Source organism: Streptomyces sp. NPDC058221 (genome assembly GCF_042882365.1).
GTDB lineage: Bacteria > Actinomycetota > Actinomycetes > Streptomycetales > Streptomycetaceae > Streptomyces.
Genome location: NZ_JBHVWF010000004.1, coordinates 1 through 16,414 on the forward strand (window position 1 = coordinate 1; position 16,414 = coordinate 16,414).

10 protein-coding genes are annotated in these 16,414 nt (G+C 70.5%); 7 read left to right on the forward strand and 3 right to left on the reverse strand.

The window, feature by feature from the left end; translation table 11 throughout:
* The first annotated feature begins 119 nt into the window (after positions 1-119).
* The 4 genes from ACFVW8_RS02410 (at position 120) to ACFVW8_RS02425 (ending at position 6,683) form a co-directional block, all read left to right on the forward strand.
* A complete protein-coding gene (locus ACFVW8_RS02410; RefSeq protein WP_389685694.1) occupies positions 120-1,859 on the forward strand; it encodes an amidohydrolase family protein in 1,740 nt (579 codons plus the stop codon).
* Positions 1,856-3,319 carry an aldehyde dehydrogenase family protein gene (locus ACFVW8_RS02415; RefSeq protein WP_389685695.1) on the forward strand — a complete coding sequence of 488 codons (1,464 nt, stop codon included), beginning with the start codon at positions 1,856-1,858 and terminating at the stop codon, positions 3,317-3,319. The genes ACFVW8_RS02410 and ACFVW8_RS02415 overlap by 4 nt, the downstream gene beginning before the upstream one ends.
* A gap of 542 nt (positions 3,320-3,861) precedes the next feature.
* Positions 3,862-5,229, forward strand: coding sequence for an MFS transporter (locus ACFVW8_RS02420; protein WP_389685696.1), 1,368 nt, complete (start codon positions 3,862-3,864; stop codon positions 5,227-5,229).
* A 131-nt stretch (positions 5,230-5,360) separates the two neighbouring features.
* A complete protein-coding gene (locus ACFVW8_RS02425) occupies positions 5,361-6,683 on the forward strand; it encodes a DUF4157 domain-containing protein (protein WP_389685804.1) in 1,323 nt (440 codons plus the stop codon).
* Positions 6,684-6,702: 19 nt separating this feature from the next.
* Here the strand turns inward: ACFVW8_RS02425 and ACFVW8_RS02430 are convergent, their stop codons facing one another.
* Positions 6,703-8,214 carry a CehA/McbA family metallohydrolase gene (locus ACFVW8_RS02430; RefSeq protein WP_389685805.1) on the reverse strand — a complete coding sequence of 504 codons (1,512 nt, stop codon included), beginning with the start codon at positions 8,212-8,214 and terminating at the stop codon, positions 6,703-6,705.
* A gap of 277 nt (positions 8,215-8,491) precedes the next feature.
* Here ACFVW8_RS02430 and ACFVW8_RS02435 point away from each other — a divergent pair, with 277 nt between their 5' ends.
* Positions 8,492-9,337, forward strand: coding sequence for an LLM class F420-dependent oxidoreductase (locus ACFVW8_RS02435; protein ID WP_389685697.1), 846 nt, complete (start codon positions 8,492-8,494; stop codon positions 9,335-9,337).
* Between the two features lie 84 nt (positions 9,338-9,421).
* Here the strand turns inward: ACFVW8_RS02435 and ACFVW8_RS02440 are convergent, their stop codons facing one another.
* Complete coding sequence (locus ACFVW8_RS02440; protein WP_389685698.1) at positions 9,422-9,862, reverse strand: anthrone oxygenase family protein; 441 nt, start codon at positions 9,860-9,862, stop codon at positions 9,422-9,424.
* A 91-nt stretch (positions 9,863-9,953) separates the two neighbouring features.
* Between ACFVW8_RS02440 and ACFVW8_RS02445 the strand changes: the two genes are divergently transcribed.
* Positions 9,954-10,532, forward strand: a complete 579-nt coding sequence (locus ACFVW8_RS02445; protein ID WP_389685699.1) for a TetR/AcrR family transcriptional regulator — start codon at positions 9,954-9,956, stop codon at positions 10,530-10,532.
* Positions 10,533-10,615: 83 nt separating this feature from the next.
* On the opposite strand, the gene ACFVW8_RS02450 is transcribed toward ACFVW8_RS02445, so the two are convergent.
* Complete coding sequence (locus ACFVW8_RS02450) at positions 10,616-11,254, reverse strand: class I SAM-dependent DNA methyltransferase (protein ID WP_389685700.1); 639 nt, start codon at positions 11,252-11,254, stop codon at positions 10,616-10,618.
* Between the two features lie 59 nt (positions 11,255-11,313).
* Here ACFVW8_RS02450 and ACFVW8_RS02455 point away from each other — a divergent pair, with 59 nt between their 5' ends.
* A complete protein-coding gene (locus ACFVW8_RS02455; RefSeq protein WP_389685701.1) occupies positions 11,314-16,413 on the forward strand; it encodes an RHS repeat-associated core domain-containing protein in 5,100 nt (1,699 codons plus the stop codon).
* Position 16,414: the final 1 nt, after the last annotated feature.

Sequence of the window (16,414 nt, forward strand, 5' to 3'; positions counted from 1 at the left end):
AGGCTTGAGTGCGCGGGCGGCGTCTTCCCGGACCGCCGCTCCGCGAGCCGGGGTGCGTACCGCGGCCGTACGCACCCCGGCGCACATCCACGTTTGGACACCACGGAAGGGACCCCGTCATGCTCGACCACCTCATCCGCGGAGCGACCGTCGTGGACGGCACCGGCGGACCCTCCTACCGCGCGGACATCGGTATCCGTGACGGCCTTATCGCCGTCATCGCCGAACCGGGCCAGGCACCCGGGCCCGCCGCGACCACCGAGGACGCCACCGGCCTGGTGCTCGCGCCCGGTTTCGTCGACCCGCACACCCACTACGACGCCCAGCTCTTCTGGGACCCGTACGCCACCCCGTCGATGAACCACGGCGTCACCACCGTCGCGGGCGGCAACTGCGGATTCACCCTCGCCCCGCTCCACCCGGACCGGCCGGAGGACGCCGACTACACCCGGCGCATGATGTCGCGGGTCGAGGGCATGGCCCTCAAGGCCCTGGAGGAGGGCGTCGACTGGACCTGGTCCACCTTCCGCGAGTACCTCGACGCGCTCGACGGGCGGATCGCCGTCAACGCCGGGTTCATGGTCGGGCACTGCGCGCTGCGCCGGCACGTCATGGGCGCGGAGGCGGTCGGCGGTCAGCCGACGCCGGCCCAACTGGACGCCATGCTGGCCCTCTTCCACGACGCGATGGACGCCGGGGCATGGGGCCTGTCCACCACTCAGTCCTCCACCCACGCCGACGGCGACGGACAGCCGGTCGCCTCCCGGCACGCACTGCCCGAGGAACTCCTCGCCCTTTCCCGCGCGGTCGGCGAGCACGAGGGCACCCAGATCGAGGCGATCGTCGCGGGCTGCCTCGACCAGTTCTCCGACGACGAGATCGACCTGTTCGTCGACATGAGCGCCGCCGCCGGACGCCCGCTCAACTGGAACGTCCTGACCATCGACGCGGCCGTCCCCGAACGCGTACCGCGCCAGCTGATCCCCAGCGAACGCGCCCGCCGCGCGGGCGGCCGGATCGTCGCGCTCACCATGCCGATCCTGACGCCGATGAACATGTCGCTCGGCACGTTCTGCGCCCTCAACCTGATACCCGGCTGGGGCGACATCCTGTCCCTGCCCGTCCCCGAACGCATCGAGCGGCTCCGTGACGCGGACACCCGCACCGAGATGCTCCGCCGCGCCGACAGCAAGGAGGCCGGCGTATTCCGCCGCCTCGCGAACTTCGGCCGGTACGTCATCGGGGACACCTACAGCGCGGCCAACGAGGGCCTCAGCGGCCGGGTCGTCAACGACATCGCAGCCGAACGCGGGCAGGACCCCTTCCACTGCCTCGTCGAGATCTGCGCCGCCGACGAACTGCGCACGGTCCTGTGGCCGATGCCCACCGACAACGACCCCGACTCCTGGGCGCTGCGGCAGCGCACCTGGGAGCACGAGGACGTCATGCTCGGAGGCTCCGACGCGGGCGCCCACCTGGACCGGATGTGCGGTGCCCCGTACACCACCCGGTTCATCGGGGACTGCCTGCGCGGCCGCAAGCTCGTCCCCCTCGAAGCGGCCGTCAAGATGCTCACCGACGACCCCGCGCGCCTCTTCGGCCTGCGCGACCGGGGCAGGATCGCGGAGGGCTTCCACGCCGACCTCGTCCTGTTCGACCCCGAACGCATCGACGCGGGCCCCGCCACCCTCGTCCACGACCTGCCTGGCGACAGCCCCCGGCTCGACTCGAAGGCGCTCGGCATCGTGTCGGTCCGCGTCAACGGGGTGGAGACCCTGCGCGACGACAAGGTGACCGGTGCGGTCCCCGGGACGGTGCTCCGCTCCGGCCGCGACACCCGGACGGTGAGCACACAGTGACCACGACGCCCCAGCGCCTCTTCATCGGCGGCGAGTGGACCGAGCCGGCCGACGGTCACTACGAGGTGGTCAACCCGGCCACCGAGGACGTCGTGGGCCTCGCCCCGGAGGCGAGCCGCGCGCAGGTGTACGAGGCGGCCGCCGCCGCCCGCGAGGCGTTCGCCACCTGGTACCGCACCCGTCCCGAGGAACGCGCCGCGATCCTCGACCGCGCCGCCGACCTGATGCAACGCGACTTCACCGCCAACGCCGCGCTCGCCCAGGCGGAGAGCGGCGCCACCACCGGTACGGCCCGCGGTATGCAGGTCGCGGTGGGCGCGGCGCGCTTCCGGCGGTACGCGAAGGGCGCGCTGGAGCCGGTGGAGGAGGCGGTCCCGCCGCAGATCAACGAGGCCGGCCCGATGGGCCGGGCCGGGATCTTCGGCGCGCTCGCCGTCCGTCAGCCGGTCGGCGTGGTCACCTGCATCACCTCGTACAACAACCCCTGGGCCAACCCGGCAGGCAAGATCGCCCCCGCGCTCGCGATGGGCAACACGGTCGTCGTGAAACCGGCGCCGCAGGACCCGCTCTCCGTCTACCGGATGGCCGAGGCGCTCGCGGAGGCCGGTGTGCCGGACGGCGTCGTCAACGTCGTCAGCGGCTCGGCCCCCGGAGTGGGCGAGGCCGCCGTGGACTCGCCCGACGTCGACATGGTCAGCTTCACCGGCTCCACCGCCGTGGGGCAGCGCATCGCCGAGGTCTGCGGCCGGTCCATGAAACGGCAGCTGATGGAGCTGGGCGGCAAGGGCGCCGCCGTGGTGCTCGACGACGCCGACCTCGACTCGGCGGTGGCGGGCATCGGCACCACGTTCTCCTTCTACAGCGGCCAGATCTGTACGGCTCCGACCCGCGTCCTGGTCCAACGGGCCGTGCACGACGCGCTGATCGAGAAGCTCAAGGGGTACGCCGGGTACCTGACGGTCGGTGATCCGACGGCGAAGGGCACCGTGGTCGGCCCGGTCATCTCGGCGGCCCACCGCGACCGTATCGAGTCGTACGTCGAGCTGGGCCGGAAGGAGGGCGCCCGCCTCGTCACGGGCGGCGAGCGCCCCGCCCCGACCGGCAGCGGCTTCTACGTGGCGCCCACGCTGCTGGCCGACTGCACGCCCGACATGAGGGTCGTGCGGGAGGAGATCTTCGGCCCGGTCGTGGTGGTGGTCCCCTTCGACGACGAGGAGGAGGGCATCGCGCTGGCCAACGACAGCGACTACGGGCTGATCGACTACGTCTGGTCCGGCGATGTGGCCCGCGCCTTCCGCGTAGCCCGCAGGCTGCGCGCGGGCGGGGTCGGCGTGAACACGATCGGCCGGAACATGGAGGCCCCGTTCGGGGGGTTCAAGCGCAGCGGTGTCGGACGCGATGTGGGCTCGTACGCCCTGCACGCCTACAGCGAACTCCAGGCGATCGTCTGGCCGGGGTGACGTGCTGTGCCGAGCCCGCGGTTCACGGACCGGATCACGGAGGCGGAAGAAGTCGTCGCCGACCCGGCTCGCCGGAGCAGACCGTGTGTTCCTCAGCGGCAGGCCGGCAAGCCTGCGACGAGCGATCGACGACCGAGGCGCCGTGGAGCAGCTGCTCCACGGCGAGCCGCATCCGGGCCATGTACTCAGCACGAAGAACGGCCCGTTGTTCATCGACCTACGCCGGCGACGGCGAGGGCCGGGACACGGCGGCTGGGCAGCATGCGGGCGGGGATCATGAGGGCTCCTCTGTGGCTCTGTGGACAGCGGTGACGGATTGCGTCACCCCACAGAGGAGCCGGACAGCCGATTCGTTCCCACGGTCTGCGGCATGCAGCATGCCGCAGACCAGCGTTCCGCATGCCGCGTTCCACACGGCCCGGCGGTGCGCAAGGAGCCCGGACAAGTGTCTCGCCATCAAGTATCTTGACATCGAGATTAACTCCCGGCAGGCTTCCCCAGGTCTGTTGATCTCGTGATGTCGAGGTATTCGGGGGTGAGCGGTGCGACGACGCACCACGAGGAGCGAGGGCGCGCAGGCGCCGAAGGGCGGGCAGCCCGGGCTGCTGGCGCAGTTGCGCAATCCGCCGGGCGGCCGGGACGCCCGGATCATGCTGCTGGCCCTGTCGGTCGACCGCACCGGATCGGGCCTGTGGGCCGCGTCCTCGGTTCTGTATCTGACCTTCGTGACGCATCTGAGCGCCCAGCAGATCGGTGTGCTGCTGGGCGTGGCCGGAGTGGCGGGTATCGCCGGTTCGCCTCTGGCCGGACGGCTGGCCGGCCGCCTCCCGGTGCGTCCGCTGCTGATCGGCTGCCATCTGCTGCGGCTGGTGACGCTGACCCTGGTACTGCTGTGTTCGGGCTTCGACGCGCTGCTGCCCGTCGTCGCCTTCACCTACCTGGGGGACCGGGCGGCGAAGACGCTGGAGATGCTGTTCGCCACCCGCGCCGCGGGTGAACGGCGGGCGGCCTACCAGGCGTTGTCCCGGAGCGCGGCCAACGCGGGCTACGGGGTGGGTGCCGGCATCGCGGCCATCGGCCTGGCGGTGGGCACCACGGATGCCTATCGCGCTCTGATCCTCGGCAACGCACTGTCCTTCGTCGTCGCCGCGGCCCTCGTGTGGCGTACGCGCGAGCTGCCGGAGACGACGGTCGAGGTGGCGCGGGCACAGAACGCGCCGGCCGCCGCCCGGGAGGCTGCCACCGAGGACGCCAACTCCCGTCGAACGAGCAGCCCATGGCGGGACCGGGGCTACCTCCGGTTCGTCCTGTTCGACATCCCGATGAACCTCGACGACTCCGTACTCGGCGTCGGCCTGCCGCTGTGGCTGGTGAACCGCACGTCCGCCCCGCACGCCCTCGTACCGGCCTTCCTGGTCATCAACACCGTGCTGGTCGTGGTGCTCCAACTGGGCGTGTCCAGGCGGGCCGAAGGCCCGCACCGGGCGGCGCGGGCGGTGCTGCTGTACGGCGTCCTGATGTTCGTGTGCTGCGCGTCCCTCGCCCTGGCCACTCGCGGCGGGACCTGGGCGGCCGCGGCCGTGCTGCTCGCCGCGGCGGTGCTGGTCACGCTGGCGGAGCTGATGCGCTCGGTGAGTTCGTGGGAGCTGGCCGTCCTGCTCGCGCCGCAGGACGCGCGGGCCGCGTATCTGGGGGTGGCGGGGATGTCCCAGTCCATCCAGAAGTCGGCCGGGCCCCCGCTCCTGACCGGGGTGGTGATGGCGGCCGGGCCGACCGGGTGGCTGGTGCTCGGCACGGTGATCGCCGGACTGGCGGTGGCGCAACGGCGGGCCTGCGCGCAGCGGTTCCGTACCCTCGCGCCATCAGCCTCGGACCGCGCGCGGACCGCCGCCCCGGCCGCGTCGGAGTAGCGGGCGGCCTGGGGCGGGGCGGTGCCCGAGGAGTGCAGCGGCGGTGCCCCGTGAGCACCCCGGGGCCCCTTGGCCGGCCGGGCGCGACGCGGTATCAATGGCAGGGACCGACGGCTGGAGGCACCGTGCCCATGTACGAGCAGGAACGCCGCACCACCCGCGCCCGGCGTCCACGGGCGCAGGACCAGGACTCCGACCGCCCGTCGGGTCCGGTCGCGGCGGCGGGGTCCCCGGCGGTGTCGGCGGTGCTCCAGCGGACAGTGGGCAACGCGGCCGTCGCACGGATGGTCGCGGACCGGAAACGGGACCGCGACCTGGACCCGGGCCGGGAGCAGCCCGTGCAGCGGTCGGCGGTGCGCGACGTGCTGGGTACGACCGGCCGCCCGCTCGAACAGCCGGTGCGCGAGGACATGGAGGCCAGGTTCGGCACGGACTTCTCCGCTGTCCGGCTGCACACCGATGCCACCGCCCAGCGCTCCGCCGCCGAGATCGGCGCCCGCGCGTACACGTCAGGCCATCACATCGTCCTGGGCGGCGCGACGACCGACGAGCACACCCTCGCCCATGAACTGACCCATGTGGTCCAGCAGCGTTCGGGCCCGGTGGCGGGCACGGACGACGGGACCGGGCTGAGGCTCTCGGACCCCTCCGACCGCTTCGAGCGGGCGGCGGAGGCCAACGCGCACCGCGTGATGGCCGCATCGCACACGCACGCAGCCGACCGGGACGGGGCGCAGCGCACCGGCGCGACGGCGGCACATGACCACGCCGCCGTGCAGCGGGCCCCGGCGGCCGGCGGGCCCGCACCGGCCCTCGGCGCCCCGGTCCTGGGCGCCTACAACGAGGAGGGGGTCTGCGGCAACTTCTCCCGGGTACGCGAATGGCAGCTCGCCCATCCGCAGCAAGGGGTGATCATCCAGCGGGTGACCAGGCAGTTCGCCGTGGAGCGGCACACCGGCCAGGGCTGGGCCCCGATCGGCGGCCCGGGGCTGGACGCCTATGTGTCGGCCGCCGGCGGGACGGCCAACGGGAGGGAGCTCCAGTACTGGGAGCTGTGGGTGGTCGACGCGGACGGCACGATCAGCGACGGAGGCGACGACACCTTCGGCATGACCTCGCTGATCCAGAGCCCCGAGCAGATCCACAACACCACCCGGGGATCGTTCACGATCAGCGGCGAGGCGCACTTCTTCGCCACGAACCAGGCTCCGACGGCCATGGGGTTCCAGCGCGGCGGGGCGGTCTCGGCGGGCGGTCTGTACAGCCGCACCACCGATCCGCAGTCGGAGCTGACCGCCCTCGGCCTGACCGCGGCCGCCGGGCCGCTCCGCTATGCCGCTCAGGCCACCTGGGACAGCTCGGACCTGCGGACTCCCGCGGCGGCGGCCAAGCCGAGGAACACCGTGTACACCCCGAAGGCGGCGTGGTCCAACGTGCAGGAGAGGACGACCTGATCCGGGAGACGTCCCGGGGTCAGCCCCCCAGGAACACCGGATTGGTCAGCGCCGCCAACGCTCCGGGCAGCCCGGGTACCGTCGCCGGATGCCGGACCTCGGCCCGCACATAGGCGGCGTTCGCGGGCGTCGTACGCCATTGGGCCGTCCCGGTAACCGACTTCGGGAGTGTCGAGGTGAACAGCGTGCCCTGGTCGGTGACGAAGTGCACGGTGCAGTCCGGGGCTCCGGTGACCTCCAGCCGTACGGTGACCGGAACGTCGTCCTCGGGGGCCCGCAGCCGCTCACCGATCCCGGCGTGGCGCCCGCGCCCGTCCGAGACGGCGAAGGAGAGGCTGACGGCGGACGACTCGGCGATGTAGGAGCGCCCGGCCCGGATGCCCGCCACGATCGCCTCGCGGGACAGCTCCTCTGCCAGGACGACGGTCTGCGGGAGCCCGATCCGGTCCGGCTCCCGGTGCGCGTCGCTGTTGCCCATCGCCGGAACCCACGGTTTCGACGAACGGGCGGCCACCACCAGGGAGTTGTCCCACTCGGCCAGGGCGATCTCGTCCTCCGGGGTGTAGGCCCCGTTCCAGACCTCCACCGCGTCCGCCTCACCGAGGCCGAACTTCCAGTGGCAGCCGATGCAGGTGGCGTGCGGATGGGCGGGCACGACCAGTCCGCCGGCCTGGCGGACGGCCTTCGCGTAACGCCCGAAGCGGTTGTCCCTGGCCCGGTAGCGCCAGTCGATGAAGGTGCCCGGATCGGTGGCGAGCGCGAGTACGTGGCCGTTGCGGGTGGTGACCTCCTCACCCGTGAGGACGAGCAGGTCGTCACCCCACAGTCCGCCCCACGCGCTGTGCGCAGAGGTGGTGTTGTGCTCACTGCTGTTGATGAAGTCGAGCCCGGCGACGCGGGCCCCGGCAGCGATCTCGGCCGGGGTCCGCCCGCCGTCCGAATGCACGGAGTGCAGATGGCAGTCCCCCCGGTACCAGGCCCGCCCCCGCCCCTTCGCGCGCTGCGGCGGATACCCGGGGCGCGGAGTGGTCGCCGTGGGCCCGGTGCGCAGGGTGACTGTCACCTCGTACGGCAGCCCCTCCGGAGCGACGGTGTACGGGCCGAGGGCGATATGCCAGGTCCCGGCCCGCACCGGCCCCGCGAGATATCCGGGGGTCGCCTCGTCACCCCGGATGAAGAAGCTGCCGCGCGCCCCGCCGGACCACCCCCGGAACCCCCGCCCGGACAGCTCCGTACCGCGCTCGTCGAAGATGCCGATGTCCAGGGCGTTGCCCTGCGTCCCGGCCGGGACGGGCGTCTTCTCGTACGTGTACGAGACGGCGATCTCGGCGACCCCGCGCGGGACGTCGACCGGCAGGTACACGTAGTCGGGGGACCCGGGCGGCAGGACGCCGCGCACGGTAGTGGACCGGGTGCTGCCCTCATCGGCGGCTGCGAAGCTCACGGTCCCCAACGTTAGGGCGGTGGCGGCCGTCCCGACGAGAAGGCCACGCCTGGCGATCGGGCGGTGCACGGGTCCTGGTGCGGTCATCGGTACCGGAGCCGGTTCGGGCATGGGGCGCTCCCCGCGATGTGGTGGACGGGCCGAGGTCTGCGTACCGGTACACGGTGGTGGAGGGCGGTGAATGCCGTATGAACGCGGCGAGTTCGGGACGGGGCGACATCGCCCTGCTCCGTGATTCCGGCCGGCATCGGCCGCAGCACGCCGGCTAGCGGCCGGCGTGCTCCGTGGGTGCCGAAGGCTCGGTTTTGCGCACCGGACGGCTTACCTTGGGGCCGTCACCCGACGACGACGGAGGTGTCCTCGCATGCGGATCGGAACAACGATCTTCCTCACCGACGAGACGATCACGCCGGTGCGGCTCGCGCGCCAGCTCGAACAGCGGGGGTTCGCCGGGCTCTACCTCCCGGAGCACACACACATCCCGGTGAGCAGGGACACCCCTTACCCACAGGGTGGTGAGCTGCCGCCCGAATACGGCCGCACCCTGGACCCGTTCGTGGCCCTCGGGCAGGCCGCGGCGGTCACCGAACGCCTGACGCTCGGCACCGGCATCACCCTGGTCACCCAGCACGACCCGATCGACCTGGCCAAGCAGATCGCCACCCTCGACCACCTCTCCGGCGGCCGCTTCACGCTGGGCCTCGGCTACGGCTGGAACGTCGAGGAGGCCGCCGACCACGGCGTGGAATGGCGCACCCGCCGCGAACTCGGCCGTGACCGCATGGCGCTGATGCGTGCGCTCTGGTCGGAGGAACCGACGGCGTACGACGGCGAGTTCGGCTCGGTCCGGGCCAGCCACGCCTACCCGAAGCCGTTCCAGCAGCCCCGCGGCCCGGTGGTCGGCCCGCGCACCCTGATCGGCGGGGCGGCAGGACCGAAACTGTTCGCGCACATCGCGGAGTACGCGGACGGCTGGCTCCCGATCGGCGGCGGTGGCCTGACGGAGTCGCTGCCGCGGCTCCGTACGGCCTGGGAATCAGCGGGCCGGGACCCGAAGGACCTCCAGGTGATCCCGTACGCGGTCCTGCCGGACGCGGGCAAGCTGGCGCACTACGCGGACCTGGGCATCGAGGAGGTCGTACTCCAACTGCCCCCGGCGGGCGAGGCGGAGGTGCTGCGGACGCTGGACGCGTACGCGGAGTACCTGTAGGCCGCGTCGGACCCTGGTTCTTGATCCTCCCGGGACGCCGAGCGCCGCGGCCGGCTCCCGGGCCGCGACGTTCGGCCCGCGGAGTCAGGTGAGGGCGGCGGCCAGCAGGGCGAAGGCGGCGATGAGGATGGCGACCCGGATGTAGTGGAAGCGGTCCCAGCGGTTCGACTGCTCCTTCCAGTCGGCGGGCCGGTTTTCGGGGGTCCACGTCTTGCTCCGGTTGTTGATCGGTACGAGGAGCAGGACCGACATGATCACGGTGAGGGCCAGCAGTGCCCCGGCGGTGATGACGAGGCCGGCGGCGCCGTGGTCGACGACGGCCCAGATCGCGGCGAGGACGAGCGAGCCGATGTACCAGAACGGCATCACGGCGCCGAGCATCCGGCCTCCGTGGGCGCGGGCGAGTTGGCCGCTGTCCTCGGGGAGTGCGTTGAAGATCGGGTTCATGACGAAGGCGACGGAGAACTCCACCCCCACCATCACGCCGACGACCACGGTGGTGACGACCTCAAGTGCGTGGGACATGACGATCCTCTTTGTTGTCTAGTGTCGCTAGCTGATGAGTCAACGCTAGTCCTACTGTCGCTCCGTTGTCTAGCGGTGCTAGGATCGAATCATGTCGGTACAGGAACGCAAGGAGCGTGAGCGGGCGGGCCGCGAGCGTCTCATCGTGGCGACGGCCCGCGAACTCGCCGAGCAGCAGGGCTGGGACGCGGTCACCACGCGTCGGCTCGCCGAGCGCATCGAATACAGCCAGCCCGTTCTCTACAGCCACTTCCGCGGCAAACGGGAGATCATCGGCGCCGTCGCCCTCGAAGGCGCCGCCGAGATGGCCACGGCCCTGCGGGCCGCGACCGCCGCCGTGGAGGGCCGGCGTGAGCGGGTTGCCGCCCTCGCCCGCGCCTACCTCGACTTCGCCGTACGCAACCCGGCGGTCTACGACGCCATCTTCCAGCTCGACGGCGGGCTCCCGTACGCGCAGGAGGACACTCCGGAACCTCTCAAGGACGCTTTCGCCGCGCTGCTGGAGTGCCTCGGGGAGGTCGCCGGGGACGGCGTCGGCCCGGGTCTGTTCACCGAGGTGTTCTGGGCGTCCCTGCACGGGGTGGCGACCCTGACCCGGTCGGGACGGCTGCTGCCGGGGGACGCGGAGGCGAGAGTGGAACTGCTGGTGGACCGGCTCGCCGTGGTCTGAGACGGAGGAGCGCGCGGGACGTCCCTAGGACGCCCGCTCCCCGCTGCACCGCGCGCGGATGTCCCTCGACCGCCCGCTCCCCGCTACACCGCGCGCATCAGCAGATGCCCCCGGCGGAACCGCTCCCCGTCGAGGGGCTCACGCAGCATGCGCCCGACCTCGGTGAAGCCGGCCTCGCCGGCCAGTGCGGCGAGGTCGTCGATCGGCCACCGGTAGGCCGTGGTCACCTTGTGGTCGAAAGGCGTCACCGGCCCGCCCTCTGCCTCGAAGAAGCCGACCAGGAAAGTCCCGCCCTCGCGCAGCACCCGGCGGAACTCGGAGAAGTACGGGGGCAGTTCCGCGGGCGGGGTGTGGATGAGCGAGTACCAGGACACGATCCCGCCCAGCTCGCCGTCGGTCAGCTCCAACGCGTCCATCGAACCGGCCTCGAACCGCAGTTCCGGATACGACTCGCGGGCAAGACCGATCATCACCGGCGACAGGTCGATACCGAAGACATCCAGGCCCAGGCCCTTCAGATGCGCCGTGAGGTATCCGGGGCCGCAGCCCAGCTCGGCCACCGGCCCGGCGCCGGCCGTCCGAGCCAGCTCGGCGAACGCGGCGATCAGCGCGCGGTCCAGCGGGAGCGCATCGAGCGAGTCGCGGGCGAAATCGGCGTAGACGGTGGCGATGGCGTCGTAGGCATCGGCGGTCGTGCGGAGGTGCGGGGCAAGTTCGGTCATGGGGGACGACCCTAAGGGCTGTCGTGCGGCGGGCGGGAGCAGATTCGGCCGCAGGCGAGGTGCTGACGGTCAGGTGTGGTGCCCACCATCCGGACTGGCGAGACTCCGCCACCCTGCTGCCCGACGCGGACGGCGGAGTCCTCACCGTGGACGGCGGCAGGAAACCGGTCACGATCACCACAGCCAAACAGAACGCCCACTACACGTTCGCCGGCACCAAGGGGCAGAAGCTCACCCTCGGCCTCGACACCCCGCCGGACTACTGGGAGCTGTCCCTGTGGGCCCCGAACGGCGAGTGGCTCGACGATGCCACGTACATGGACGACGACGTGGTGACGAAGGCGCTGACGAGACTGCCCGCTGCGGGTACGTACACCCTGACGGTGGACCCGGGATCGGGGGAGACAGGCACCTTCAACCTGGGCCTGACGACCAGGGCGGCAGCCACAACCGCCAAGGCGAAATCCAGCACCGCAGCACCGGCATCCCGCAGCAGCAAATCCACCGATACGGGCAAGAGCCCCGCCACCCCGGGCGTCGTGCCCAAGGGCGCGGACGCCTGGCAGCCGGGCACGGCGAACCTCAAGGGCCGTGACTGGGTCACCGGCCGCGGTGACGGCCCGAAGGCCCCGGCCAGGCTGCGGGCCCCGCCGGGCAGGACGGCGCTGACCGGCCGGGTGCTGAAGCTCGACGGCAAGCCCCTGGCCAAGGTCACGGTCAGGGTCGGCAGCAAGCATGGACGCACAGACGCCAAGGGCCGCTTCCTCCTGACGGGCATCAAGGACGACGCCAAGACCCTGGTCGTGGACGGTTCGAGTGCCGACACCAGGAAGCGTCAGTACGGCCGTTTCGACATCCGCATCCACCCGAAGGCCGGGCAGAGCACCGACCTGGGCTTCCCGGTGTGGCTGACACCGCTGGACACCGAGCACACCGTGTCCTTCGCGGCTCCGGCGAAGAAGAACATCACGCTGACCACCCCGCAGATCCCCGGACTCGAAGTCCGTATCCCCAAGGGATCGGTGGTGCGCGACGAGAACGGCAAGACGGTCACCGAGCTCGGCATCACGGCGATCCCGATCGACCGGCCGCCCTTCCCGCTGCCGAAGAACGGCGTGGTCCCGGTCTACTTCACCGTGCAGCCGGGCGGCACGTACGTGTTCCCCAAGGGCGCGCAGATCGTCTACCCGAACTACACCCACGAAGCCCCCGGCACGCGTGTCGACTTCATGGACTACGACCCCGAGGGCAAGGGCTGGCACGTCTACGGGCACGGCCAGGTCAGTGCGGACGGACGCCAGGTCGTTCCCGACGCGAAGACCCGCGTCTGGTCGTTCCACGGCGCGATGTTCAACATCTCCGACCTCGTGCCGTGGGACCTCACCGGGCTCAAGGACGTCATCGACTGGCTGTCGGGCGACCCCGTCGACATCGCCACCGGCCTGCTCACCGACTCCCACACCGACCTGGGCGTCACGGACCCGCTCGGATCGGCCGAGGTCACCCGCACCTACTGGCAGGGCGACACCCATCAGCGCGCCTTCGGAATCGGCCGTGACCTGTCCTACAACGCCTTCCTGCACTCCGAGGAACAGTACGAAGAGGTCGACCTCTATCTGCCCGGCGGCCAGAAGGTGCACTTCACCCGCACGTCTCCGGGCGGCGGTTTCATCGATGCGGTCTTCGAGCCGCTCGACACCCCGTCCGGCTTCCAGGGCTCGAAGATCGTCAACAACGACAACCAGTGGGAGCTGCGCTTCCGGGACGGCACGGTGTGGGTCTTCCCGCAGTACGCCCCGCTGAAGGAGATCCGCGACCGGCACGGCAACGCGATCAAGCTCACCCGCCGGTCCGGCAACAAGGGCGACATCACCCGCATCAACACCCCCGGCGGGCGCTGGATCTCACTGCACTACGACGAGCTGCACCGGATTGACCAGGCCCACGACAACACCGGCCGCACGACCGGCTACACCTACGACACCACCGGACGCCTGAAGACCGTCACCGACGCGGCCGGCAAGGTGAGTTCGTACACCTACGACGGCACATCGAACCGGATCGAGACCGCGAAGGACGCCAACGGCGTCACGTACATGACGAACTCGTTCCAGGCGGACGGGAAGGTCAAGGACCAGACCCTCACCGAGGGTGCGAAGTACTCCTTCGGCTACACGCAAACGGGAACAGGCCAGGTCACCTCGGCCGAGGTGACGCAGCCGGGCGGGGCGGTGCGCCGGGTCGAGTTCGACACGGACGGCTACGGCGTCCTGGACACCGCCGCCTACGGTTCCTCACTGGCCCGTAAAACCCAGTACGTGCGCGGCGCGAACCATCGCATCGACGCGGTCGTCGACCCCTACGGACAGCGCACCGAGCTGACCTACGACGCCAACGGGTACGTGACCAAGTCGGTGGAACTGGCGGGCACGGCCGATGCCAGGTCCTCGGGCACGGTCACCTTCGACGGCCCGTACGACCAGCCCACCCAGGCCACCGACGCGCTCGGCAACGCCACTGTCTTCGGCTACGACTCCGACGGAAACCTGCAGACAGCCACCGACCCTGAGAACCGTAGGACCACCCTCACCTACGCCCCGGACGGCCAGGTCAAGACCGTCACCGACAACGCGGATGCGGTGACGGAGTACACCTACCGCAATGGCGACCTGGTCTCGGTCAAGGACGCCGAGGGACGGGTGTCGACCCAGTTCACCGACGCCGCCGGCAGAGCGTCCGCGGCCACCGACACGGCGGGCTCCCGCACGATCACTGCCTACGACAAGCTGAACCAGCCCCGCAAGATCACCGATCCGCTGGGCGGATCCACCGGCTTCGACTACGACGACAACGGCAACCTCACCACCCTCACCGACGCCCGCAACAACACCAGCAGCTGGGAGTACGACGAGGCGGACCGCCCGAAGACGGCCACCGACGCCCTGGGCGCACAGGCCACCTTCGAGTACGACCCGGCCGGTTTCCTGAAGAAGGCGACCAGCCGTTCCGGAAAGGTCGCGACCGCCACGTACGACCTGCTGGGCCGGGCCAAGACCACCGAGTACGGCGTCGACATCGCGGGCCAGGCCGAGTCCACGGTCAGCTACGACTACGACACCCACGACCTGCCCAAGCAGATCACCGACAGCCAGGCCGGCAACCAGTCCTTCACCTACGACACCTACGACCGGCTCAAGACCGAGACCGGCCCCAACGGCACGGTCGGCTACGACTACGACGCCGCCGACCGCCGCAAGACCATGACCGCGGGCGGCCAGAGCACCGGCTACGGCTTCGACAAGGCCGGCATCCTCACCTCCGTCACCTCCGGCACCCAGGAAGTCGGCTTCGGCCTGGACGCGGTGGGCCGCGAGAAGACGGCAACGATGCCCGGCGGCATCACCCGCACCACCGGCTACGACAAGACCGGCACCGTCAAATCCATCGCCTACGCCAAGGGCGCCACCAGCATCGGCGACCTGAACTACACCCGCGAGGCCCGCGCCCTGCAGACCGGCCTCACCGGCTCCCTGGCCAACATCGCACTTCCCGCCGCCGAGACCGGCACGGTCTTCGGCAAGGACAACCGCATCACCACCTACGGCGACCGCTCATTCACCTACGACGCGGACGGCCGGCTCAAGACCGACGGCCTGCGCGACTACACCTGGAACGCCCGCGGCCAGCTGTCCGGCCTGACCAAGGCAGGCCAGACCAGCACCTTCGGATACGACGCCCTGGGCACCCGCGCGGCCAAGACGGTCGGCGGCACGACGAGCAAGTTCCTCACGGACGCGGGGAACCCGCTCGTGGAGCAGAACGGCTCCGGCGAGACGGCGGCAACTGTCGCCACCTCAGGGCTGGATGAGTTCCTGACCCGTACGGAGAACGGCGCCACCCAGGTCTACCTGACCGATGCCCTGGGTTCGGTGGTCGGCCTCGCCAACAGCGACGGCACCGTGGCCACGAAGTACGCCTACGACCCCAACGGAACGACCACCACCACCGGCACGGCGACCTCCAACCCGTACACCTTCACCGGGCGTGAGGACGACGGGACGGGTCTGCTCTACTACCGCGACCGCTACTACGACCCCGAGACCGGCCGGTTCATCTCGCAGGACCCCATAGGCCAGGCCGGCGGCACGAACCTCTACCAGTACGCGCTGTCGTCTCCCACCAACTACACCGACCCGACCGGCGACAACCCCATGATCGCCGCCTGCGCGATCAACGGAGCACTCGACGGCGGCCTCAACTGGGCCTTCCAACGCCTCTCGGGCCGCAAGGTCAACTGGGGCCAGGTCGGCCAGGCCGCCTGGACGGGCTGCGCACTGGGACTGGCCGGCGAGGCCCTGGGCACCTACCTCTCCGTCAGAAACTCCATACGCCCCGGCAGCTGCCTCGCCCGCAACAGCTTCACCGCCGACACACCGGTCCTGATGGCAGACGGCACCAGCAAGCCGATCAAGGACGTCAAGATCGGCGACAAGGTGCAAGCTGCCGACCCGGAGACGGGAGAGGAGGGGGCACGCACTGTCACAGCGCTGATTGAGGGCAACGGGGAGAAACAACTCGTCGACCTCACCATCGACACCGGCGGTATGAGGGGTGCGAAGACCGGCGGCATCACGGCCACCGACGGCCACCCCTTCTGGGTCCCGAAACTCCACCAGTGGGTCGAGGCCGGAGAGCTGAAGGCTGGCCAATGGCTGCAGACCAGTGCCGGCACGTGGGTCCAAGTCGCCGCCATTCGGCACAGAGCCCATTCAACGACGGTTTACAACCTCACGGTTGATGACCTCCACACGTACTATGTGCTGGCGGGGGCCACGCCGGTCTTGGTTCACAATTGCAACAAGAATCAAGGCGTCTATATATTCGACGATAAGTCGAAGCCTGGCCACGTGTATATCGGCAAGACCAACAACTTTAACGTTCGACTGGACAAGCATGCAGACTTGGGCAGGCGAGACAAGGATGGGCCTGTCATTTGCATCCATGTGTGCGGAGATGACACGGCCCTCAGAATCCGAGAGCACATCATGAAGGTTCAGTTCGGAAAAATGGGCTTTAAGCTCAGTAGCGGCATTGAGGGGTTTGGTCGAAACCTCTACAACAAGCGCCAGGCGACTCAGCCTGAGCTCCCGTTCGAGTAGG